Source organism: Reinekea blandensis MED297 (genome assembly GCF_000153185.1).
Classification (GTDB): domain Bacteria; phylum Pseudomonadota; class Gammaproteobacteria; order Pseudomonadales; family Natronospirillaceae; genus Reinekea; species Reinekea blandensis.
Genome location: NZ_CH724151.1, coordinates 78,190 through 101,918, shown reverse-complemented (window position 1 = coordinate 101,918; position 23,729 = coordinate 78,190). Strand labels below are relative to the sequence as shown.

General features: G+C 50.2%; 22 protein-coding genes. 18 read left to right on the top strand and 4 right to left on the bottom strand.

Annotated features, from left to right (window positions below; genetic code table 11):
• Nucleotides 1-33 precede the first annotated feature (33 nt).
• Both glyA and MED297_RS08980 read left to right on the top strand, forming a co-directional pair.
• Complete coding sequence (gene glyA / locus MED297_RS08985) at nt 34-1,296, top strand: serine hydroxymethyltransferase (protein WP_008044215.1); 1,263 nt, start codon at nt 34-36, stop codon at nt 1,294-1,296.
• Nucleotides 1,297-1,502: 206 nt separating this feature from the next.
• Complete coding sequence (locus MED297_RS08980; protein ID WP_008044214.1) at nt 1,503-2,315, top strand: flagellin; 813 nt, start codon at nt 1,503-1,505, stop codon at nt 2,313-2,315.
• Nucleotides 2,316-2,392: 77 nt separating this feature from the next.
• Here the strand turns inward: MED297_RS08980 and MED297_RS08975 are convergent, their stop codons facing one another.
• The 4 genes from MED297_RS08975 to MED297_RS08960 form a co-directional block, all read right to left on the bottom strand.
• Entirely contained in the window at nt 2,393-3,577 is a 1,185-nt protein-coding gene (locus MED297_RS08975) for a pyridoxal-phosphate-dependent aminotransferase family protein (protein ID WP_040556935.1), read from the bottom strand.
• A 61-nt stretch (nt 3,578-3,638) separates the two neighbouring features.
• A complete protein-coding gene (locus tag MED297_RS08970; RefSeq protein ID WP_008044212.1) occupies nt 3,639-4,301 on the bottom strand; it encodes an anthranilate synthase component II in 663 nt (220 codons plus the stop codon).
• A 3-nt stretch (nt 4,302-4,304) separates the two neighbouring features.
• Nucleotides 4,305-5,714, bottom strand: coding sequence for an anthranilate synthase component I family protein (locus MED297_RS08965; protein ID WP_008044211.1), 1,410 nt, complete (start codon nt 5,712-5,714; stop codon nt 4,305-4,307).
• A gap of 11 nt (nt 5,715-5,725) precedes the next feature.
• The gene (locus MED297_RS08960) at nt 5,726-5,968 is read right to left on the bottom strand and encodes a Trp family transcriptional regulator (protein WP_008044210.1); all 243 of its coding nucleotides are present in this window, start codon (nt 5,966-5,968) and stop codon (nt 5,726-5,728) included.
• Nucleotides 5,969-6,113: 145 nt separating this feature from the next.
• Between MED297_RS08960 and MED297_RS08955 the strand changes: the two genes are divergently transcribed.
• The 16 genes from MED297_RS08955 to tssE all read left to right on the top strand — a co-directional run bounded on the left by MED297_RS08955 (nt 6,114) and on the right by tssE (nt 23,727).
• Nucleotides 6,114-6,728 (top strand): anthranilate synthase component II, encoded by a 615-nt coding sequence (locus tag MED297_RS08955; protein WP_008044209.1) that lies wholly within the window; start codon nt 6,114-6,116, stop codon nt 6,726-6,728.
• 1 nt (nt 6,729) lies between these two features.
• Nucleotides 6,730-7,761 carry an anthranilate phosphoribosyltransferase gene (gene trpD / locus MED297_RS08950; protein WP_008044208.1) on the top strand — a complete coding sequence of 344 codons (1,032 nt, stop codon included), beginning with the start codon at nt 6,730-6,732 and terminating at the stop codon, nt 7,759-7,761.
• A gap of 30 nt (nt 7,762-7,791) precedes the next feature.
• Entirely contained in the window at nt 7,792-8,595 is an 804-nt protein-coding gene (gene trpC / locus MED297_RS08945; protein WP_008044207.1) for an indole-3-glycerol phosphate synthase TrpC, read from the top strand.
• Entirely contained in the window at nt 8,595-8,774 is a 180-nt protein-coding gene (locus MED297_RS08940) for a hypothetical protein (RefSeq protein WP_008044206.1), read from the top strand. The genes trpC and MED297_RS08940 overlap by 1 nt, the downstream gene beginning before the upstream one ends.
• A 341-nt stretch (nt 8,775-9,115) precedes the next feature.
• Entirely contained in the window at nt 9,116-9,691 is a 576-nt protein-coding gene (locus MED297_RS08935) for a hypothetical protein (protein WP_008044205.1), read from the top strand.
• 31 nt (nt 9,692-9,722) lie between these two features.
• A complete protein-coding gene (locus tag MED297_RS08930) occupies nt 9,723-11,684 on the top strand; it encodes a hypothetical protein (protein WP_008044204.1) in 1,962 nt (653 codons plus the stop codon).
• Nucleotides 11,685-11,938: 254 nt separating this feature from the next.
• Nucleotides 11,939-12,400, top strand: coding sequence for a type VI secretion system lipoprotein TssJ (gene tssJ / locus MED297_RS21230; protein ID WP_008044203.1), 462 nt, complete (start codon nt 11,939-11,941; stop codon nt 12,398-12,400).
• Between the two features lie 27 nt (nt 12,401-12,427).
• Nucleotides 12,428-13,765, top strand: coding sequence for a type VI secretion system baseplate subunit TssK (gene tssK, locus MED297_RS08920; RefSeq protein ID WP_008044202.1), 1,338 nt, complete (start codon nt 12,428-12,430; stop codon nt 13,763-13,765).
• A 1-nt stretch (nt 13,766) separates the two neighbouring features.
• Nucleotides 13,767-14,492 (top strand): DotU family type IV/VI secretion system protein, encoded by a 726-nt coding sequence (locus tag MED297_RS21225; protein WP_008044200.1) that lies wholly within the window; start codon nt 13,767-13,769, stop codon nt 14,490-14,492.
• 11 nt (nt 14,493-14,503) lie between these two features.
• Nucleotides 14,504-18,061 (top strand): type VI secretion system membrane subunit TssM, encoded by a 3,558-nt coding sequence (gene tssM / locus MED297_RS08910; RefSeq protein ID WP_154650890.1) that lies wholly within the window; start codon nt 14,504-14,506, stop codon nt 18,059-18,061.
• Between the two features lie 2 nt (nt 18,062-18,063).
• Nucleotides 18,064-19,050: a TagF domain-containing protein gene (locus MED297_RS08905; RefSeq protein ID WP_008044197.1), complete on the top strand. Its 987-nt coding sequence runs from the start codon at nt 18,064-18,066 to the stop codon at nt 19,048-19,050.
• 15 nt (nt 19,051-19,065) lie between these two features.
• Nucleotides 19,066-20,568, top strand: a complete 1,503-nt coding sequence (gene tssA / locus MED297_RS08900) for a type VI secretion system protein TssA (RefSeq protein ID WP_008044195.1) — start codon at nt 19,066-19,068, stop codon at nt 20,566-20,568.
• A 19-nt stretch (nt 20,569-20,587) separates the two neighbouring features.
• Nucleotides 20,588-21,124 carry a type VI secretion system contractile sheath small subunit gene (gene tssB / locus MED297_RS08895; RefSeq protein ID WP_008044192.1) on the top strand — a complete coding sequence of 179 codons (537 nt, stop codon included), beginning with the start codon at nt 20,588-20,590 and terminating at the stop codon, nt 21,122-21,124.
• A gap of 2 nt (nt 21,125-21,126) precedes the next feature.
• Nucleotides 21,127-22,644 carry a type VI secretion system contractile sheath large subunit gene (gene tssC / locus MED297_RS08890; RefSeq protein ID WP_008044190.1) on the top strand — a complete coding sequence of 506 codons (1,518 nt, stop codon included), beginning with the start codon at nt 21,127-21,129 and terminating at the stop codon, nt 22,642-22,644.
• A 130-nt stretch (nt 22,645-22,774) separates the two neighbouring features.
• Nucleotides 22,775-23,260: an Hcp family type VI secretion system effector gene (locus MED297_RS08885; RefSeq protein WP_008044182.1), complete on the top strand. Its 486-nt coding sequence runs from the start codon at nt 22,775-22,777 to the stop codon at nt 23,258-23,260.
• A 53-nt stretch (nt 23,261-23,313) separates the two neighbouring features.
• Nucleotides 23,314-23,727 carry a type VI secretion system baseplate subunit TssE gene (tssE, locus tag MED297_RS08880; RefSeq protein WP_008044174.1) on the top strand — a complete coding sequence of 138 codons (414 nt, stop codon included), beginning with the start codon at nt 23,314-23,316 and terminating at the stop codon, nt 23,725-23,727.
• The last annotated feature ends 2 nt before the right edge of the window (nt 23,728-23,729 follow it).

Below are 23,729 nucleotides of genomic sequence, written 5' to 3'. Positions count from 1 at the left end.
AGGTAACAGTTCTGACCTAATGCGGAGAGAGATATGTTTGATAAATCCATGAACATCGCCGATTACGATGCCGATTTATGGAAAGCGATGGAAGCAGAGCGTGTGCGCCAGGAAGAGCACATCGAACTGATTGCTTCAGAAAACTACACCTCGCCGCGAGTGATGCAGGCTCAGGGTTCTCAGTTGACCAACAAGTATGCCGAAGGGTATCCGGGTAAACGTTATTACGGCGGCTGCGAACATGTCGATGTGGTCGAAGAACTGGCGATAGAACGGGCCAAAGAACTGTTCGGTGCCGGCTATGCAAACGTTCAGCCGCATTCGGGTTCTCAGGCAAACGCCGCAGTTTACATGGCTCTGTGCCAACCTGGCGATACCGTACTGGGGATGAGTCTGGCGCATGGCGGCCACCTGACCCACGGCGCGGCTGTGTCTTTCTCCGGGCGTATTTACAACGCCGTACAATACGGTCTGAACCCGGAAACCGGTGAGATCGATTATGATCAGGTCGAGCAGCTGGCGCGTGAACACAAACCCAAAATGATTGTTGCGGGCTTCTCGGCCTACTCAATGGTCGTCGACTGGGCGCGCTTCCGTAAAATTGCTGATGAAGTCGGCGCTTACCTGTTTGTCGACATGGCGCACATTGCCGGTTTGGTTGCTGCGGGTGTTTACCCAAGCCCGGTGCCATTTGCCGATGTTTTAACGACGACGACGCACAAAACTCTGGGCGGTCCTCGTGGCGGTCTGATTCTGGCGCACGACAATGAAGAGCTGAACAAAAAGTTCAACTTCGCCGTGTTCCCGGAGAGCCAGGGTGGTCCATTGATGCACGTGATTGCTGCGAAGGCCGTATGCTTCAAAGAAGCGATGGAACCTGCTTTTAAAGAGTATCAGGCTCAGGTCGTGAAAAACGCCAAGGCGATGGCCGAAGAGTTCATGAGTCGCGGTATCAACATTGTCTCTAACGGTACCGAAGACCACCTGTTCCTGGTGGACCTGATCGGTAAAGAGTATTCCGGTAAAGACGCCGATGCCGCATTGGGTCGTGCCAACATTACCGTGAACAAAAACTCAGTCCCGAACGATCCGCGTTCTCCTTTTGTGACTTCGGGTCTGCGCATCGGCACGCCGTCGATCACCCGTCGTGGCTTCAAAGAAGCAGAATCGCGTGAACTGGCTGGCTGGATCTGCGATGTGCTGGATGGTCTGGAATCGGGCAATGCTGATGCAGCCATCGACGAAGTGAAAGGTAAGGTGTTGGATATCTGCAAAACCTTACCTGTTTATCGTTGATCTTCGTGTGAGTTGTTTGAAAGCCGGCCATTGCCGGCTTTTTTTATGCGTGCGGCGACCAACTTTTTACGGTGTTTGAGGGGCTTCACGACTGTCAGTAATGCTCCAATACACCGTAAAAAATCAGCAAGTTCACAGAATGAAACACAGGCCGCCGCGGAAATCCGTATGCTGTGACTGTCGTACTTTCTTTCAGGAGGTCAGCGATGGTGGGTATCAATACGTCAACGGTTCAGCCCGCAGTTACTCGCAGTACAGAGCAGGTGAACCAATCGTTCGAGCGGATTAGCAGTGGTCAGCGAGTGAATCAAGCGGCCGACGATGCGGCCGGGATTGCCATTGCCGAGGGCTTCTCAGCGCAGCGCGCCGGTGAACTGCAGGCCATCCGTAACGCCGGTGATGGTATTTCTCTGACGCAGGTGGCCTCTGGCACCATCGACAGCCTTGTTGATGGCGTCCAGCGTATTCGGGAGTTGTCGGTACAGGCGGCCAATGCCACCTATACGGATGACGATCGGGCGCTGATTCAAACGGAAGTTGAAGGCATCCAGGAGCAGATCCGAACCGCGCTCGAAGGTGCCGAGTTTAATGGTCGTTCCCTGTTTCAAAACGACGAACCACAGACCTTTCAGGTCGGCCCCGATGCCGGCGATACATTGGAGGTTGATTTAGGTCGCGTGACACAACAGGTGTTAGACGCCGGTTTGAATGAACTGAATGTTGAGTCACAAGCCTCCGCCAGCCAATCTCTGCAGGCGGCCGACCAGATATTGGGAACGTTCTCTGAAGCCAGTGCTCAGGTGGGGGCACTGCAGAATCAAATCGAAAGTCGTGTTGAATCGTTGACGGAGTCGTCCATCAATAACGCGGAATCGGAAAGTCGGATCCGTGACGCAGATTTAGCTCGTGAAATTTCCGATCTCACACAGAACCAGATTCGTGAAGAGATCGGGCTGGCCGTGCAGGCTCAGGCCAATGAGCGCCCACGAGATGTGCTTCAATTGATCAGTCGGGTATAACGAGTTCTCACCGATACTCAGCCAACGATCGACCATTGTGGTCGGTCGTTAGCTGGACTCAGGTTTGGCAAAAGAGCTTAACGAGCGTCTGAGTAGACGGTCATGGCGGCGGCAACCGCACCCTCGTTAATGTTCACGCCCTGAGCTTTTAGCGTGTTTTCCAGCGCATCGAGACACAGCAGCACATTTTTGCGGTTGCTGGCGTGGCCCATGAGCCCGATTCGCCAAACCTTTCCGGCGAGGGTGCCAAGGCCTGCACCGATTTCCAACTGGTAGTCGTTCAATAAGGTTGCTCGCACAGCGGCATCGTCGGTGCCATTCGGAATCACGACACTGTTCAACTGAGGCAGTCGATAGTCTTCGTCAACCAGCATCTCCAGCCCCATGGCGGCTAACCCGGCAACCAGGGCGTTGTGGTTCAGGCGATGGCGGGCGTGAAGCGCGTCCAGACCTTCTTCTTCAAGTATCAACAGCGATTCGTGCAGGGCATACATGGCATTGACGGGTGCCGTGTGATGGTAAGCCCGCTTCTTGTCACCACTGCCCCAATAACCCATGACCAGCTGCATATCGAGAAACCAGCTTTGTACTTTGTGAGTTCGGGCGTTGATGGCATCAACGGCTTTGGCACTGAAAGTCACCGGAGAAATGCCCGGTACGCACGACAGACATTTTTGCGTGCCAGAGTAAACGGCGTCCGCGCCCCAAGCGTCGACTATTAACTCAATGCCGCCGAGAGAGGTCACGGTGTCGACAATACTCAGGCAATCGTGTTGCTGCGCAAGTTGACATAATGCGGCGGCATCCGAGCGTACCCCGGTTGAGGTTTCTGCGTGAACAAACGCTAGGACTTTGGCGTCGGGATGGGCTTTCAGAGTTTCTTCAACTTTGGCGACATCAACAGGCTGACCCCAATCATCTTCAACCATGACGGCGGTGGCGCCGATACGCTCGACGTTTTCTTTCATCCGCCCACCAAAGACGCCGTTCTGACAGACAATGGCTTTGTCACCGGGCGCCAGCAGATTGACAAAACAGGCTTCCATGCCGGCAGAGCCGGGTGCGGAAATCGGGATGGTTAAGGCATTCTTCGTTTGAAAGGCGTACTGCAGCAATCGCTTACAGTCGTCCATCAGATCAATAAAGCTTGGGTCCAGATGCCCGATGGTTGGCCGGCCCAGGGCTTCGAGTACGCGTGGCGATACATCGGAAGGGCCGGGACCCATCAGGGTGCGTTGTGGCGGGTGGAATGTTGAACTCATGCGTGAGCCTCCAATTCGTCGTTGTTGTGTTCACCGCCCCAGTCTGCTGTGGTTAATGGGATCAGGCCTGAAACAAAAATTGTCGAATCAGATCCTGACCGCCTTCGGTTGCGAACGACTCCGGGTGAAACTGAATACCGGTGATCGGGAATTTCCGGTGCACGACACCCATGATTTCAAAATCACCGGCGGCAGACAGTTTGGCTCGGTCTTCAAAGTCATCGCGACCAAGATCGCCTACAGTGGCATTCACTCGCAGGCACTCGGGCAGTGTCTGGGCATTTGCAATGAGCGAATGATAACGCATCACTTCCAATTGATCCGGCAGATCTCGGAAAACCCCGCTATTGTCATGATTCACCGGGCTTATTTTCCCGTGCATGGGCAGTGGCGCTTTAACAATATCGCCGCCAAAACAATGCACAATCCCCTGCATGCCCAGGCAAACGCCGAGCAACGGTGTAGTCGGCCCCATTTCGGTAATAACCTCGGCACAGACACCAAAGTAAGCTTTATCGTCCGGGCTGCCGGGCCCTGGCGAAATGATGATCCGGTCGGGGGCCATGGTTTGGACGTCGGCCAGCGAGACTTCATCGTTGCGTTTGACGACGATATCAAAGCGCTCCAAGGTGCCCTGGCGTTGTTCCCGTTCAAGAATTTCACCGATAAACTGGTACAGGTTGAAGGTGAACGAATCGTAATTGTCAATAATCAGGATGTTCATGGCTCAGTCGGCTCCTCTCGAGGTCTTATCGGTCGGAAACATAAACTGCTCCAGGACTTTTCGGGTGCCGGCGAACTTTCGCATGATTTCTTCATACTCATCGTCGGGATTGGAATCGTATACGTTGCCGCCGCAGGTCTGCACATAGGCCTGTTCACCCTTGGCAAAAACGGTTCGTATCGGAATGGCAAAGGTGCAGTTCCCGTTAAACGAAAAATGACCGACGGCTCCGCCATAGGGTCCTCTGCCATCCGACTCCAGGTCGTCAATAATTTTCATGGCTTCGATTTTTGGCGCACCGGTCAGGGTGCCGGCCGGGAAGTTACTCGCGAGTGCCGAAAACATGTCCTCTTTCTCATCGATGATGCCGACGATCTCACTGGCGATGTGCTGAACGTGGGAAAAGCGCTTAATGTCCATCAGGCTGCGAACTTTCACCGTACCAAAGCGGGCAACCCGACCAATATCATTTCGATGCAGGTCGACAATCATGTTGTGTTCAGCAATTTCTTTTGGATCGTTCAGTAAGTCTCGTGCCAGGTTGGTGTCTTCTTCGCTCGTGGCACCGCGTTTAGTTGTGCCGGCCAGCGGAAAGGTTTCCATCTCTCCCTGGCGAAGTCGGAACAGCAGTTCCGGACTGGCGCCGATCAGTTTCTGATCACCAAACTTCACGTAATACATCTGTGGTGACGGATTAACCTCGCGTAACTGCTCATAGAGGTTGATGGCATCGCCTTCTAATTTGAAATGTTTTTTAAAGCCGACTTCGGTCTGAAAAATCTTACCGTCGATGATGTCCTGTTTGACTTTGAGCACGGCGTTTTTGTGCTCTTCACGGGTCATGCTGTCACCCAGACTGGTGATTCGCAGCGACCCATTGCCTTCATAGGGTTCATTCAGCAGCGCACGGATGTCGTCGATCCGGTTTTCGTCATAATAGAAATAAAACAACTCACCGGTCATTTTGTCGAGAACCAGACCATCTTTAAACAGGCCGAAGCGAAACGCGTCGAACAGGTCGCTGGCCTGCAGGTTCATGGTCGGTTCGAAATAATTCATCGCATCGTACCCGAGATAACCGGTCAGGCCTCCGGCGTACATTCGGGAAATGATGTTTTGCGGCATCAGTTCGCGCAGCTTGTAATAGGGGTTGTCGCAAGCCAAGGTCGTCGATGTGCCGTCTCGTTCAACAATCGTCAGTGACTGGCCATTGGCGAACAGAACTTTCTCCGGGTCAAACCCCATGATGGTATGCCGGGCAACGTGGCTGTCTTCGCCAAGCGATTCCAGCATAAAACAGTTGTCGTAGCGCTTTTCGACTTTTTTGAACAGTTCAAAAAAATCACACTGGTCGGCCACTTTGAGGTATTGCGGTTTTCGGGGAAGCTCGAAAGGGGGGTAGTCGGTACTCATGAGGCTCACTGTTAAGATGGTTTCAGAGCGCGGGCACCGCGCGATACGGTCGCAATGCCAACACCGAGTTTTTGGGCAATTTGGCGTTGAGGGATGCCATCTTCCAGCATTCGGAAGATCTGCAGCCGTTTAATGATTTCGTCGTACTCGGTCGGTGTCAGCAACTGTTCGAGCCGAAGGTCCAGCTCTTCGGGTGATTCAGCCGACAGTAAGTGATCGAGTAATGCGATTTTTTCCGGATTGAATGTATTCATGTACTAGTATGCTATAACAAAATGCGATAGAGTCAATACAGTAGATGAAATTGTACAATCCTCGCTTTACCATGAGTGTTTTCGTTGCTGTATTTCCGACCCACTGTAAGTGCTTACTGAACTGAAGGGGCCATTAAAACCGACCATGCTGTTAATGATCGACAACTACGATTCTTTCACCTACACATTGGTGAACTACCTTGAAAGTTTGGATGTCGAGGTGCTGGTCAAGAAAAACGACGCAATTGATGTAGCAGGGATTCGACAGCTATCTCCGGATTTCCTGATGATTTCACCCGGCCCCTGCACGCCAAACGAAGCGGGGATTTCATTGGAGGCCATTCGGGTGTTTGCCGGTGAACTACCCATTTTCGGCGTGTGCTTGGGACATCAGGCCATCGGCCAGGTTTTCGGCGCACAGGTTGTTCAGGCCAAAAGCATCATGCACGGTAAGGTATCATCTGTCTGGCACGACTCCCTGGGTGTGTTTGACGGTCTGCCATCCCCATTTTCGGCGACTCGTTACCATTCTCTGGTGTTGGATGAGGCCAGTCTGCCGGCATCGTTGGAAGTGACGGCGTGGACCTGTTTTGAAGACGGAACGCGAGAAGAAATCATGGGCATTCGACATCAGCACATGATGATCGAAGGCGTACAGTTTCATCCGGAGTCGGTGATGACGGAGCATGGTCTGTTATTGCTGAAAAACTTTATAGATCACTATCGAGCAGCGCCAACCAAAGCAGCGCAGGAGACGTAACATGGACATTAAACAGGCGTTAAACCGTATTGCTACCCACGGGCATCTGAGTCAGGAAGAAATGCAGCAGGTCATGCGTCAGGTGATGACCGGTGAGTGTACCGACTCTCAGATTGGCGCCTTTCTGATGGGGTTGCGGATGAAGGGTGAAACCATCGACGAGATTACCGGCGCTGCGCAAATCATGCGGGAGTTGGTTACTCCCGTCGATGTCAGTGCGCCCAATCTGGTCGATACCTGCGGTACCGGAGGCTCCGGACAGAAACTGTTTAACGTCTCGACGGCCAGCGCCTTTGTGGTTGCCGCTGCCGGTGCCCAGGTCGCCAAGCATGGTAACCGAGCGGTATCATCCACCTTTGGCAGTGCTGATGTATTAGAAGCGGCCGGTGTCGATTTGTCTGTTGACGCAGAAGTTGTGGCGAGAGCTATTGAGACGATAGGCGTTGGTTTTATGTTTGCACCTGCACATCATAGCGCGATGAAGCACGCGATCGGTCCGCGTAAAGAAATGGGCATGCGAACCATCTTCAATATGCTGGGCCCGTTAACCAATCCGGCGCGGGTAAAGCGGCAGGTCATTGGTGTTTTTGCTAAAGAGTTGTGTGAGCCGTTTGCGCAGGTATTGCGAAACTTGGGCAGTGAGCACGTCATGGTGGTACATGCTCAGGATGGTTTGGATGAGTTCAGCCTGGCAGCACCGACCTTTGTTGCAGAAATGAAGGATGGCGAGGTGACGACGTACACGGTACGTCCGGAAGATTTCGGCTTGGCGACTCAGGGGCATGCCGGACTGAATGCAGTGGATGCAAAAACCAGTCTGGAGCTGATACAGACTGCGTTTTCCGGCAAGGGGTTGGAAGAGGCCTCTCGCGCTGCGGATATCATTGCGCTCAATGCCGGTGCCGCCATCTATGTTTCTGGTGTCGCTGACTCGTTTTCTGCTGGAGTCGGCATGGCAGAAGATGCCATATCCAGTGGCTTAGCCAGTGAAAAATTAAAAGAGTTTGCGCTTTTTACACAGAGCGCCCGTTAAGGCGACCACAGGTTATTATTGAAGATTAACATGACTGATACCCCAACCATTCTTAAGAAAATCCTCGCGCGTAAAGTTGAGGAAGTGAAACAGCGGCAGGCTTATAAAAGTTTGCGAGATCATGAACAGGAGTTTGACCGCTATCCCGGCCCGAGAGGTTTTACTCAGGCTATTGAGCGTCGTATTGGTGATGGGCAGGCAGCCGTCATTGCAGAGATCAAAAAAGCATCACCGAGTAAAGGTGTGCTACGCGACCCGTTTGAGCCGAAAACCATTGCCGAGAGTTATGCTGAAGGTCAGGCGGCTTGTTTGTCGGTGTTAACCGATGCTGATTTTTTCCAGGGGCATGAAGACTATCTGATTAATGTCAGAAACACAGTTGAACTGCCGGTGATTCGTAAGGATTTTCTGATCGATTCTTACCAGATTGCGGAAGCTCGGGCGATTGGCGCGGATTGTGTGTTGTTGATTGCATCTGCGCTGGATGATGCACAGATGGCCGATCTACATGCTCAGGCAACAGAGTATGGTATGGATGTATTAATTGAGGTTCATGACGAAACAGAAATGCAGCGAGCCCTGAAACTGGATAACCGGCTAATTGGGGTGAACAACCGAAATCTACATACCTTTGAGGTTTCACTGCAGACGACATTGCAGCTAAAGTCGCTGGTGGGTGACGATCGGATTCTGGTCACTGAAAGCGGGATTCTGACGTCGGACGATGTTACCCTGATGCGCGAGAATAACATTCATTCGTTTTTGGTCGGTGAAGCTTTTATGCGGGCGGAACAGCCCGGTAAACAGTTGGCCGAACTGTTTGGAGTCAATTGATGCCACCTATTGTCCAGATTTTACTTGTCCTCGCGATTGCGATTGTTGGTGTGTTGATGTTCACCTCGCGTAATCCGACTAATCTGACCGAAGAGCAGCAGATGAAGTACGCGAAAATCATTCGCATCTTGGTGCCATTGGTTTTGATCGGCGCTGCTATTCGTTATTTCTTCTTCTGAGTCCTTAAGCTGTGCCTATCTAAGTTGATGGGCATTTCTATATCTCACCCCTCATCAAAGTAAGGTCGTTTTCATTTTGAATTATCTGGGTATTTTAGAGGCCGTTAACATCCGTTAGTTGGCTGATAAAACAAGAATGCCTGGATGAAAAATGATCGATTTTTTGTCTGCTTTTATTAATCCACTTAAACTGATTTTTTCAGACAGAGTTCACAATCCCATAGCGAGTTCATCTCGAAACCTTGCGCTTCATCGCAAAAAGAAAAGATTGCGCTGCACTTTAATGAGTGTCTTTGGCAGGATGCGCGCCTTAAGGACATTCATCGATAAGGATTTCGACTATGACCCACCCGATCGCCCGGGCCGCTTTTCTATTTGGTCTGGCGGTAACTGCCAGTGCCGTAGAATGGGACGCTTCCCGTTACTCAATCGGCGCGTATGCCGGCTTTGCAGGCCCGGTGAATGAACAGGCAACTCCCGGGGTTCGTTTATCTCTCGCGGGTAGTGCATCTATTCCATTAATCGTCGAGCAGCATCTGGTGATGACGCCGATGATTTCACTCCATTATCAGCCGATGATCGCACCGGAAGAATCGGGTCTTGTGGGCGGTAATTTCTTGTCAGGTAGTGCTGCTTTTTTGATTGAGCATGATTTTTTTGTTGGCGGAATGAAGGGTTGGTTTGGTGGTGGGCCACAAGTTTCCGTTAATGCGACCGCTGGTCAGTACCAGTGGCAATCGCAGTCGGGTGAACTCGATGCCGTTGCCATCGACAACGAGTTTGGCCTGTCAGCCGAAGCCTATGCGAGATTAGGATTAGAGATCCGATCACAATATTCTGTCTGGCTGGCTGGGCAATATACACCGATGTCCAGCGGTTACAACGGCGTATCGATTGGCGCTGCTTACACATTCTGATGACATTAATCTTTCGTCCAAGGAGATAAGGATGATTCGTAATTTTATTGCCCCTTTGGTTTGTCTGGTTCTGGTGGCGTGTGTTCAGGTGCCAGACGGCTCAGGCTCGGCACCGTCAGTTCAGCTCATGCTGCAGTCACCTAAGGCCTATCCGGGCAGCTCCGTTCAGGTCAGTGCCATCATTGATAATGGTCAGTCCGAAGCAGACAAGTTCAGTTACCAATGGTCCAGTTCGGACTCGGCAGTTACCTTGGATCCTGACTCAAGTGGAGCCACGGCGATCTTTAAAGTAGGGGTAGGTGTTGCCACTAATCAGCAGGTTACTTTGACAGCCAGTGTAAAAGATGCGGATGGCGACCGTACGGAAAAGAGCATCAGTGTTGATATCAGCAATGAGCCTTTTATCGTGATTGATGGTCAAACGGAAGAGGTCCAAACGGCGAACTCTAAACCGCTCTACCTGACTGGTATTTATAGCGCCAAGCAGGTGAATTTAAAGTCGGCTGACGCAATGGCTAGTGATAACTACCTGGTCGATATATCGCCAGATGGTCGCTATGTTTTCTACACGCAGTTGCTTATCAACACCCAATGGCAGGCGCGTCTGTTTGATGCCAAAACCGGTTTAAACCATCACGTTAATTTGGATTTTGATAATCACGACAGCAACGAGTTTCAGTCATACTGGAGCCAGGACAGCCATTACCTGGCTATTCAAGCGCCTCATGATGAAGATAGCGCCCAAGACAAGTTGTACTGGATGAGTACTTTGGTGTTACCTGAAGTCGAAACTGTGCTGGAACCGGAGTCAGAGACGTTGTCTATTGATGCGCTCATCTGGAGTGATAATAACTTAGTTCGAGAAGAGCAGGCGCATGCCGCCCTAATCACTGGAAATACCGTCAAGGTATTGAACCCAGCCTCTGAAACACCCCTGGTCGAAGTCTTATCAGACACAGGAGTGGCGTTTACTGGTTCCGTCATTTCTGGAGCAAGTTGGACAACCAATCAACTGTTTTTCCTTGGTGGGGTTGCTGTTCCTGCAGGGGAAGGCACTACAAATAACCTTCATCTTTTCCGATGGAGTCCGGGTAACGGGAAAACCATCCGGGTAAGCGAAATGTCCACAGTCGCTGTCGACGGATACGAAACCTATGAGGCTAACCAAGTAGTTTATGCTCAGGGTAATCGTTTGAGGCTTCATGATGGGGATGACTCATTACTGCTGACTTTGACTGGCAGTAGCGTCGTATTAACCGCTGCGTCTGAGTTTGATTGGTCTGAGGATGGACAGCGGCTGGGTATCTTAACGGAACCAAGTAATACGGGTAATTCAGGTAGTTGGACTCTTCATAGCTGGGCAACAAATAGTAAGAAAAACGTCCCGGTTTCGTGGCTCAATGAGATGGGCGGTTCTAACGTCGCGGATTGGCAATGGAATGAAAATCGGACTTCATTGACAATTTTAAGCCATGACGGCAATGCGAAACAAAATACGATTTATCTGGCCGATGGCACTGTAGATGATTCTGAGTATGAAGTTGTTTCAGGAATTTTCACAGATGATAGTGGCAGTGCTAACAGTACAATGACTCAGTTGGAAACGCAGTTGGTTCGTTCGGAAGGCGGTCAATGGCAGCTGTACTGGGGTTATGACAAAACAAACAACAGTACTCACCTGGATCTTTGGGCTTTAAATACTGAAACTGAAGAATCGCGTAATCTCAGCCGGTTGTTGGATGAGTATCAGAAGCCAGTTGCTGCGGGTGTTTTTGAAAACGCCGATGGATTCGATAAAGAGGATCCTGTCTATGCGGGTAAGGTTATCCATTGGGTTTCTAGCAGTGAGCTGGCCTTTTCTGTAAACAGCGGTGATACCTCGGATGAGTACATTGATATCCGATACGTTGATTTGACCAGGGCTGACTTGCCAAAATCAATTATTCTGGATCGAGAAAACCTTACCGAGATTAAAAACCTGTTGATGCCATAGCGATCAGTTCGGTGAAAAAGAGTGCTCACTTTTAGGTGCATTTAAAGCTTTTAATGAGCATTCTTTTTCTGGTTCTCTAATTGAGACCATGTTCGCAATTTTTAAAGTTCTTTTGAAAGAATGCATGAAGTTTTGAAGAGTTGCCACGTAGATCACAGTCTGCCGTTTTGCGGATTTGCTTTGAGGTGGTAACCTTCCTTCGAAGTCCAGAACAGGATGTTTAACGGACCTGAGCCATTTAAAAGGAGTGCACTGTGGCTAATTTCTTTCGCCCATTCGGGTTACTTTTAGTTCTCTCGATTTCGTTTCTTCAGGGTTGTGCATCGCCTAGTTTAAACGTAACGGTTGCTGCATCAGACACACTCAATACCGATACGACAGGCGCTTCTTATGCGGTACTGGTTCGGTTCTATCAACTCAGTGATCCTGCCGTTTTTGAAAAGGCTGATGTGGCCGCGTTGTTAAGATCAGATGACGAAATTCTTTCTGCAACGCTTTTAGAAAAGCGGGAACTAATGGTATCGCCTGGTCTTGAATCTTCTTTTGAACTTCCGAAGGTAGACAGCACCAAGTACTTGGGCGTTGTCGCTTTTTTCAGGAATGCAGATCAAGGCGACCAGTTGGTTTATAAGAAAGTGAATGCTGGAAAGTTGCCTTTTTCAACACAGCTTGCGCTTCAAATTCAAGATAAGACCATTTCGTTGACCTATCGATAGTCAAAATATTTTTTTCAGGGAACAGATATGTCAGACCTAAATAAAGTAGTCTGGGCCGAAGGCGTGTTTGTCGGGCAGCAGCACTTTCAAGCCTGGGATAGACAGGTTCGAGCGTCATCATTTTTCGATAAGAAGAGCTATCATCCGTTTTATTGGGGCGTCGTGTCTTTGTCCTGGAGTGAAGTGTCGCTTCGTGATGGGCGTTTTGAACTGCAAAAGTTACAGGCCGTGTTTCCAGACGGCCAGGTTATTGACTATCAGCGCGATCAGGAAGAGCCACTGTTTTTGGATCTTAACCAGAATGGGCAGCAGGAAGTCACGGTGTCTGTGGCACTGGCGTCGAATCACTTCGTCGAAGGCGCAGCAGGTTATACAAGTAATGGCCGGCTCAGCCGTTGGATGGCGTTTTATAAAGACCTTCCGGATGAGTGTGACAGTGCCCGTACCAGAGAAGTCATGCTGGCCAAACCCAATCTTCGGCTTCTTACCGACCTGGATGCAAAAGATCAAATGCAGGTATTGCCTTTGGTTCGTTTTCAAAAGCAGTACGATGGTGAATATCGAGTCAGTACCGATGTGTTTCCACCTTGTCTGCATATTAACAGTGTTCCGTGGTTATACGAACTGCTTCAGAACACCACAGATATGTTGACCAATTTTCAACGTGATTATCGAAAACAGCGTCAGGGTATGACAGATCCTTCCGGTTTTTCATCCGCTGAACTGTCTGATCTCATGCTTCACCGTGACATCGCTGAGGTAAAGTGCGTACTGGATCAGTATCTCTCAGTCCCTCAACATCACCCTTTTGAGTTTTTCCAAAAACTGACCGGACTGCATCAAAGCCTGGCATTGTTCTTTAACCCAGAAAATCTTGGTAACGCGCCGGCTTACCATCACGGCACGACTGAAAACACGTTCCAGACCATTGTTTCTGAAATCCGAACGATGCTGTCGTTAAAACAGGAGCGTCCGGAAGCGGGCATTGGATTGAATCAACTATCGGCAGGTCGATTTGAATCAACAAAGATCTCGTCTCAAGCGCTGGAGACTATGTCCTTCTTTATCGCTGTCGATGCACATCAGGACGGGGTGGATTGGATTGCCCGATTCCCTGGCCTTTGCAAAGTGTCTGCACCGGAGCAGCTGGAAACCCTGATTGCCAGTGGATTGCCGGGCGTTCCGGTACAGCATGTTCAGCGGGTGCCCTCAAAAGTTCGGATTCGATCTGGCTATGAGTATTTTCAATTGAACACCATGTCTGAAATGTGGCGAGAAATCGTGAGAGTTGGGCAGTTCAGCGTTTTTTGTATGGGTGATTTTGCCGATGTCAGTCTGGAACTGATAGCAGTGGAAGAAAGCTGATATGACGCAAACAACACTGTCCATAGATGAAACCATTTCAGAAGTGAGTGCTCAGATTTTCAATCTGATTGTACCGCTGCAAACCCCTGAAAAAGCCGATCATGCGCCCGATGACCTCAGAGCTCAGGTCGAATCAGCGTTTGTGCTGCTGGAGCGTCGGTGTTTTGAGTTGCAGGTCACTCCGGATGTTATCCGGAATATTAAGTTTGCTATGACTGCCTTCAGCGATGAAGTTGTACTCAATTCAAGGTGGCCGAAAAAGTATGATTGGATGGCTAAGCCACTGGCCATTGAGTACTTTGGCGACGCGTCCATCGGTCAAAGTTTTTTTACCCGGCTTGATGAGTTGCGTAGTGACTCCTCTACCGATATGGCCGTTTTAAACCTCTATTTTACCATTCTGCTACTTGGCTTTCAGGGTAAGTATCGACTTGCTGGTTATGAACAGTTGCAGGCCTACCTCAGTACGTTCCGGGCGGAAATAGAACAAAAGCAGGGCAGAGTTAATCGAATTTTGTCTGAGAATGCGGCACCTGAACATCAGATGAAATCAAGAATTGCCGGTCAACAGTCGTATTGGGTAATGAGTGTTCTGTTTGTTGCAGCGATTGTTGTTATGACCGTTGTTTACAGTACACAAACGCAAGACGCCATTCAGGTGAGTGCGCAATCGATTGAGAAGATGACTGAAACCACGAGCATGGTCGATCAGGAGGAAGGGCAGTGAAAGGGTTGATCATGAGGTTTTTACCGTTTCTGACACGCTTGTTCACCGGCGTCTTTGCCGGGTTCGTTGGCCTTGCGGTCATCGTCTGGTTTGCCGGGCGCTATGTTGGCCTGACATCGGTTACGTCCCGTTTAATCGTCATTGCTGGTCTCTTTGGTATCTATCTATTGTGGATTATCGGCCGGGCTCTGTTTTTGAAGTTTCGCGGTCAGAAACTTGCGGGTGATCTTGAGCAAAGTGTCGAGGATGAGGAGCTTCGCAGCAAACTTAAGACTGTGCTCGACTCACTGAAAACCAGCCAGTTGGGCCGTCGGTATCGCGGTAAAGGTGCCTTATACGCATTGCCCTGGTACATGATTATTGGCCCGTCAGCCGCTGGGAAAAGTACTTTCTACGCTCGTTCCGGGCTGAACTTTCCGTTTCAGGATGATACCCGCTACCACATGGATGGTATCGGTGGAACAAAAAACTGTGACTGGTGGTTTTCAGATCAGGCCGTATTGATTGACACCGCTGGTCGATATTCTACCGATGAAGACAATAAGGAATGGTTCAGCTTTCTTCGCTTGTTAAAAAAGCATCGGCCCCAGGTTCCGGTAAATGGTGTCATTCTGGCGTTTCCGGTCGATGAATTATTGACGTCTGATCCGGAGTCATTGCAGCAGTCCGCGAATAACGCAAAAAACCGACTGCAGGAGGTGATGTCCGAACTTGGGCTGATGGTGCCTGTGTATGTGGTATTGACCAAGTGCGATATGGTTCGTGGCTTTGATGCATTCTTTGAAGACCTTAGCGACACCGAGGCAGCCCAACCCTGGGGTGTCTATGTTCTGGACCAGACTGAAGATAAACGGACTGATGTCGTCAATGTTCTGAAGAGTCAGTTGGCCCAACTGACTGAGCGACTGTACGAACAGCGAACGCAAAAAATGCTGTTGGCAAACGACTCTGATAAACGAAATGGCATTTTTCAGTACCCTTCCCAGTTCAGCGGTTTGTCAGAACGGTTGGTTGAGTTTATAGGCATGTTGACTAAAGACAGCCCCTATCATGAAAAACCCTGGTTTGCCGGCGTTTACTTTACCAGCAGTATGCAGGAAGGGGCGGTGATTGAGCGACGTAGCAACCTGCTGAAAGATGTGTTTGCTAAAGCGCTGGGGTTGACTGAACGCAGCGGTAGCAGTCAGCGCAGTTACTTCATTGCCGAGTTGTTTACTCAGGTCATCTTTCCATTGAAGAATGCCGTTCGCGGGAGTCGAAAACGTCAGCGTCTGCATCTGGCCGCAAAGAGTTTATTGTTGGTGTCGTTTGTTGGTTTGGCAACGGTTTCGGGTCTTACGCTAACCGGAACCTATACCGCCAACAACAAGCTTCTGTCTGACTATGTCAACAAAGCAGAGCAGCTCGCGGAACAGTTGCAGACGTCGACGGCGTCTGAAATTGAACGCGCAACAGCGCTGATCGAACTGCACCAGCACTATCAGGATCTGGAATCCATTCATACCTATTCGCCGCTCAGTCTGTTGAGCCGTTATGACCTGATTGGCACCCATGGTGAGCCGATGCGGCACCTCCTCGTCCAGAGTGTTGATCAGGCTATGCGAACGCAGGTTATGCCTTTTTATCAAACGCAATTCGAGCAAATGAGTGAACAGTGGCCAACATTAGATGATCAGCAACAGGCTGCCGCTCGTCATGAGTATTACCAGTTGCTCGAAATCTATCAGATGCTGACGACACAGCCCGATGAGTACGATCGTGATGTGGTCGGCCCCTATCTGACAGACCTTTGGACGGCGTATCTCGACGAGCAGAACCAGCCAATGTCAGCATCACAGAGTGACTCATTAAATGCGTTGACCGGGTTTTATCTGCAGCATGTGGTGGAGACGGTCGCGGGTGACCGGACTGACTATTGGCACTTCAATGATCGGCTGATTGCTGAAGGCCAGCAGGCATTGCAAACGCCACCAGATGCCGATCTTCTTTATCAGCAGATGCTCAGTAAAGGCTCAAACCAGTACCCAACGGTCACGTTACGATCGTTGCTTGGGCCAGAGGTCGATGGCGTGTTGACCAATAACACGGAGTTCTCAGAGCTATACACGCGCTCAGCATGGGATAACTATGTTAAAGCCGAAATCAACGCACTGGCTCAGGCGGCGAGTCGTGGTGATTGGGTTTTAGGGCTGGAGCTAAATAATGTCTCTGATGCCGATGTGAAAAAGAAAGCTGAAACACTGAAGCAGGCTATTCGCAAGCAATACTTTTCGGACTATGTGGTTCAGTGGTCCGATCTGGTGAGTAAAACGGCGGCCGTCAGGCACTCGGATTTGACCCGATCCATTCAATCATTGAAGGCGATTTCGGAAACCGATGGCGTACTGATGCGCTTGTTCCTGACGCTTGACGAAAACCTTCAGATATCTGATATCGATCGACCGGAGTTGCCGGAACAAGCGTCAGCCGAGGGTTCCGATACGACCACCGTCGACCTGCCGGAGCCACCATTGAACCCGGTTTTTGCTGGATTGAGTCAAGAGCTGCGCGCTCTTATAAAAGACACTGATGACAGCGGTCGACCGGATGTGCTGGAAGCGTACATTGCTGAAATAGCACCGCTGGCGGATGAGTTGGATGTCATTCGTGTGGCTTCAGATGCTGACCAGGAAGCGCGTCGTTACGCCGGAGATCTTCTCTCAGGTCAGGGTTCGGGTAATCGGCTCTACAGTGCCTGGATCAATGTCGATAACCTCCTTCAGGGCACAGACGATGTTGTAAAGGGCCAGATGTCACCTTTGTTGACGTCGCCATTGCGCGCGGTATGGAATGGCATGTTGGCCGCCAGTGAACGTTCTCTGCAAACGGCCTGGCAGGAAACCGTCTATGGCGCTTATCGGAAATCGATTCAGGGGCGGTTCCCGTTCGCGGATTCGTCATCAGACGCCGTGGTTCGGGATGTGACGGCTTTCTTCCAGCCCGAAGCGGGTGTGTTCTGGCAGTTTATCAACACCGACCTGAAGCCATTTGTTCAGGTTCGCAGCGGTAATTGGAAAGTTCGTACCTGGCTTGGACAGGGCCTGGCGTTCAACCCTGATGTGTTTAATGCCGTGAACTCTGCCGGCAGCATTGTAACGGGCCTGTTTGACGAGCAAAGCAATACCGGTATGAAGTATTGGGTCTCGCCTATCCCAACACCGGGCGTTAGCGAATCTCGATTGGCTGTCGATAATCACACCTATCGATATCGTAACGAGCCAGAAGAGTGGCGCGAGTTTTACTGGTCTCTTGAAAGCAGTCAGATGGCCCAGGTAGAAGTCCATCTGAATGGTGGTTCCGGCTATGCCGATTTGAAGTTCGAAGGCCCCTGGGCGTTTGTTCGCTTATTGAGACACTCTGACATTGCTCATGAGCGTGGCACCGAATTTAAAGTCAGCTTTCCATTAACCTTGGCAAACGGTGAAACGGTTTCTGCGCGTTACAGCGTGCGGGCCGACCGGGCTGGCAGTGTGCTCAACAAAAGCGCGCTGCAGGGCTTTTATCTGCCAAGCAGTTTATTTAAAGGATAATTATGTTTGGGTACCGGAAAGCTGCTACCGAGGAAGTGCCTGAACCAACACCTCAATCGTTAGTTGGCGCGTCAGGAAAACTTCCCAGCGCTGCTGACTTTATACAGGTGGATGCAGGTTGGCGTGAAGTTAAAGCACTGGATGGAATTATACAAACACTGTATTTCCAACTCCCGGAGCAAACCCGTTTGACGGCCTTTCAATCGTTGGGTGTGCTGCAGGCTGCCAGTATCGATCGCCAAGGGTTATTAGCGCTGATTATCCCTAGTATGGACAGCGCAGGCCGCGAATACCCTTTTTTGGTGTTTAACCGGGTGACGGATCCTGAGTTTTCTTATAAGCCGGATGCGTTATTTGTCAGCGCCATGGACCGGCTGAGTGACCTGATTGAAGCGCCGGAAATGTTATCGATTGAACGGCAATCTTTGGATGTCAGCATGCTGAGTGATTTGAATCGATCGCTCAGTTATTGCGATGTTCGCATTGCACGACGACAGGCGATGCAAATGGTTGAGACGATTAGATTACAGGCGTTTCTTCAGCCTTTGGCGGGTGACGATGAAACTTCACAAAGAAAGGCCCTCAGTGGGCTGATCGCCTTGTTGGAGGTATTGAAGACCCGTCGTCTGCATCGGGTATATCAGGGAATCTGGTTGCCTTTGCCCTCCGGAGTGACGACAGCAAAATCATTGGCGTTTTGGATGCAATTATTGAGTGCCGTTATTAATGACAAAAGCTGGTGTCCCGATGTGTTCTGGATAGACACCGAACAAGATTGTCGATGCTTTATTCTGACCAAGCCGCTGACGGCGACGGCGATGGAGCTGGCATTGCACAGCGCCGATATGAATACACAGTTTCTGGGATGGACGGATATGGCTCGTGAAGCATTAGTAACTGACTCGCATCAAATGATGGCCAGTCATTGGTTAGGCCGGAAGGAGGCGAACCTTCTGGACTTAATGATCGACTGGTATCAAAAGTTTTAAGGTTGGACATATTTCATGCAGCAATGGATTGAACAGACAGCAACATTGGTCACTCCCATTCAGCCAGATAATCCGGTTGGAGAAGACCCACGTTACTCCGACACTTTCAGTGATCTGAAATCAGAGATTGAGAAAAAGTCTGATGTCGATTTTGAGCGTATTCGAACCTTATCCGAACACATACTCAGCGAACAAGCAAAAGACATTCGTGTCGCGTCCTACCTGATGCTGTCGATGGCACGCCAAGACGGTTTAGAAGGCTTGGCCAGAGGCATGACACTGTTGTTGCAGTTGCTCCAAACCTATGGCGAAGACATTCATCCTAATCGTACCAAAGCCAAACAATCCGCCTTGCGTTGGTTCCAACAGGAAAAGATCCTGAACTTCGCCCAAAAGGCGACTGGCAGTGTCAGCGGGGATGTCGCAGAACAGGCCGCCGCTGTTTATGACGCCTTATTTTCCGCGCTGTCAGAGTCAGCTGGGGAGTCCATGAGTTGGCCGGAGCTGCACAAATGGATTCAGTCGCAACAACCGAAAAAGCAACCAGCACCTGAACCGGCAAAAACTCAAAGCTCAGGCGATCAGCCTCAGGAACCGTCAACGGCCAGCCAGTCCAGCGCACCGATGCCGCAAGGAACGATACAGTCGTCCACGCAGTACCAACAATCGGTTCGCCAGTTAATGGGCTATTACCGTGAGCAGGGATCCTATGAAAAGCAAGTCTCACTGGCGTGTACGGTGCAATGGGTCGGATTAACGTTGCCTCCCAATGATGATGGTAAGACCCGCCTGCCCGCACCGAGAGCCACCAGTTTAACCCGCATTCATAACGCTATTGACAATCAGCAATGGGAAGAGGGTCTTATCGCGGCCATTGATGCTTTTATGGAACCCAGTGGAAACTTCTTATTCGATATCATGAAGCAAGCCGCTGACTGTGCTCAGCAGATGAATCAGGCGTCCATCAATCAATTGATTCTCAGCCAGCTCCTGTTGTTGACAAAGAAGTTCCCGAAGCTGCTGCAGCTTCGGTTTGACAATGACGAACCTTTTGCGTCGGCAAAGGTGACCGCCTGGCTGGAGCAGAACCAGCAAAGTGGCGCCCAGACCGGCCAGGCCGCTGACCGTTTGTCGGAATGGCTGCAGGAGGCGAGGGCTCTCGCCGAGTCTGACTCCCTGTCTGTTGCTTTGGTCTGGCTGTCAGAGCAAGCCACCTCGTCACAACTTGAACGCATTCAAAACGATTTTTGTAAAGCACAACTTTGTGTTGAGCAGGATCGCAGTAACCTGGCGACACCCTTGTTGCTGCAGTTAGTAAAAGATGTTGATCGCTATCATTTGGCCGGTACCGCTCCGCAGACTGCCATGCAGATCTGGAGAACGTTATATCGATTGCTGAAGGAGCAGTTAACGTCGATCGAGCAGGACGATCAGCGCCTGGACATGGAAAGCCAGATTGAACGCCTGCGATCATTAATGTGTACCACTGACGTTGCCAGTGCAATTCAGTGGCTCTAGGAAATTAACAGGAGATAACATGAGCGATAGCTTTCAAAACGAAATTCCTCGAGCTCGGGTCAATATCGCATTAGATCTGGAAACGGGTGGTGCAACGGTAAAGAAAGAATTACCGCTTAAGCTGCTGGTGATGGGTGATTTCAGTAATGGCAAAGGGGACGGTGATTTAAGTGAACGCCAGCGCGTAAACATTACCTCGTCGAACCTCGAGCAGGTTATGGAGGACATGGCCCCGTCAGCGAAGTTCTCGGTTCCAAACCGTATTTCAGATGATCCTGAGTCTGAAATTGCCGTGGACCTGACCTTCAAAAAGTTCAAAGACTTCCACCCTGAGCAGGTCGCAGCCCAGATTCCTGAAGTAAGTTCCCTGCTGGCCATGCGAAACCTGTTGAAAGATTTAAAATCGAATCTTCTCGATAACAGCTCACTTCGTAAAGAAGTTGAACGCATTATGCAGGATGAGACAGACCTCAATGCATTAAAAGAAGAGTTGAGTAAATTGATTGCCTCAGAAGCTGACAAAGCGGACGAAAACACGGAAGTGGCAGGAGACTAATCATGGATATGGCAGAAGCAAAACAGACCGTTGCAAGTGAAAGCACGGAAGAAGGAACGGTCTACAGTCGTTTGTGCGATTTGATTGATATCGAACCGATGCAAAGCGGGCTTGAAATCAAAAAATTCGAAACTTCAAAAGCCATGGGCGATGCGCAACCCAATGAACGAATCACGGCCGCATTGCAGGTGTTTCTTCAGGTCGCGCTCGATTCTGGTCAGCAGATTGAACGTATCGATAAAGGTCTTCTTGATCAATACATTGCGCTTATCGATGACACCATTTCCAAACAGTTGGATGAAGTGTTACATCACGATGCATTTCAGAAAGTAGAGTCTGCATGGCGTGGCCTCAAGTTCCTGGTAGATCGAACTGACTTTAAATCAAACAGTAAAGTTGAGCTGTTGGATATCACCAAAGAAGACTTGCTCGAAGACTTTGAGGAATCACCAGATACGACCCAGTCCGGCTATTACGATCACATCTATACCCAGGAATATGACACGCCAGGGGGTGAACCCATTACTGCGGTGATCGGTAACTTTGAGTTCGATCGATCAGCGCAGGATGTTGAATTGCTGACTGAAATTTCGAAAGTCTCCAGTGCGGCTCACTGTCCGTTTATCAGTGCAGTAGGTCCGGCATTTTTCGGTAAAGAGACGGTAGAAGACATTCCTAAGATACAGGACCTGTCTTCATACATGGACCGTGCAGAGTATCTGCGCTGGAAAGGCTTCCGGGATACCGAAGACGCACGCTATGTCGGCTTGGTCTTCCCTCGTTTCCTGTTGCGCTTGCCGTACGGCGAAAACAACCCGGTACGTAGCTTTGGCTACAGCGAGTCGGTAACTGGCGAGCAGCATGACCGCTATTGTTGGGGTAACTCGGCGTTTGCTTTTGCAAGTAACATTGCACAGAGTCAGAAAAATCATGGTTGGACCGTGAACATCCGCGGGCCGGAAGCTGGCGGTAAGTTGGAAAACCTACCGGTTCACTATTATGAGTCCGGCCGGGGAACGGAGGCTAAGATTCCAACCGAAGTTCTGATTTCAGAAACTAAAGAACTCGAGTTTGCCGATCATGGTTTCATCCCACTGAGTTACTACAAAAACAGTGACTATGCCTGTTTCTTCTCAGCCAACTCAACGCAGAAGCCGGTCGAATACAATGACGATATCGCCACGGCCAATTCCCGGATTAATTCCCGGCTGCCATACATCCTACTGGTGTCAAAGATTGCTCAGTACCTGAAAGTATTGCAACGGGAAAACATCGGGTCATTGAAGTCCCGATTGGATCTGGAAAATGAGTTGAACAGCTGGCTGCAAGGCCTGGTGACCAAAATGAACAATCCTGAACCGGAACTGGCGGCGTCGCATCCGTTAAAAGACGGTCAGGTGTCCGTCACTGAATCGGCCGATAACCCAGGATATTATTCGGTCAACATGCATGTTCAGCCGCACTTCCAGGTGGAAGGCGTCGATGTACGGCTGTCGTTGGTATCACAGCTGCCCGAGTAATTCGGTTTCTGAGTAACCCGGTCTGATGACCGGGTTCAGACCTCATTCCAAAAAGCGCGATCGTAAGATCTGGAATACACGGCCTTTGTGTCGTGCTGCGCATTAATGCAAAAAATTAAGGAGATATTAGATGGCGATTCCCGCTTATATGTGGATCACCGATGATCAAGGAAACGAGATCAGCGGATCAGTAAATGTTGCCGGCCGCGAAGGGTCTGTAGAAGTATTGGCGTTCGATCACGAACTCCGTATTCCTACCGACGCGGATTCTGGTGAACTGACAGGTACTCGTAAGCATGAGCCTTTTGTGGTTACCAAGGCTTTTGATGCGGCAACACCGTACCTGTACAAAGCCTGTTCAAACGGCCAGACGCTGTCGAAACTGGTTCTGAGCTGGTACAAAATCGATGACACCGGTACTGAAGTTGAGTACTTCCGTCACACGCTGGAAGGTGTTCGTGTGACTTCGGTGGGTCCGAAGATGGAAAACGTTAAGGATCTGGAAAAAGAACGCTTCCCGCATCTTGAGCAGGTTGCCGTTCGTTACCAGAAAATTACCTGGACGTACCTCGACGGAAACATCGAGTTTTCCGACTCTTGGGTTGAAGGCCGCTGATCGGCTTTTTATGCGCACCCCCTTGGGTGCGCTTTTTGATTCGGACTTTTCCTATGTACGCGCTTTACGATGTATTAAAAGGTCATGACAGTGCAGGTAACCCGCTCTCACGGTATCCGGGCGAGGATCAACTGTTGACCAGTGTCCACGATCATCTGATTCGTCTGTTGAACGCACGACAGGGCGTTTTAGAGCATCTGCCGGATTATGGTTTACCCGATCTGGACATGTTCTATCGCGAGTTGCCGTATTCAGAACAGGACATCGCTTTTTCAGTAAAGCAGGTCATTGAAAAGTATGAACCCAGATTACGTAACGTACGCGTTCAGCCGCGTACACGAGATATTCGACGCTGTGTCGTTCGCATGGAAATCAGCGGACTGTTGGCAGACGGCACAGCGGTGAGATTTCAAACCCTTTTTAAAAGCAACTATCAGGCGCAGGTTATGCAGCCGAATCGGATGTGATG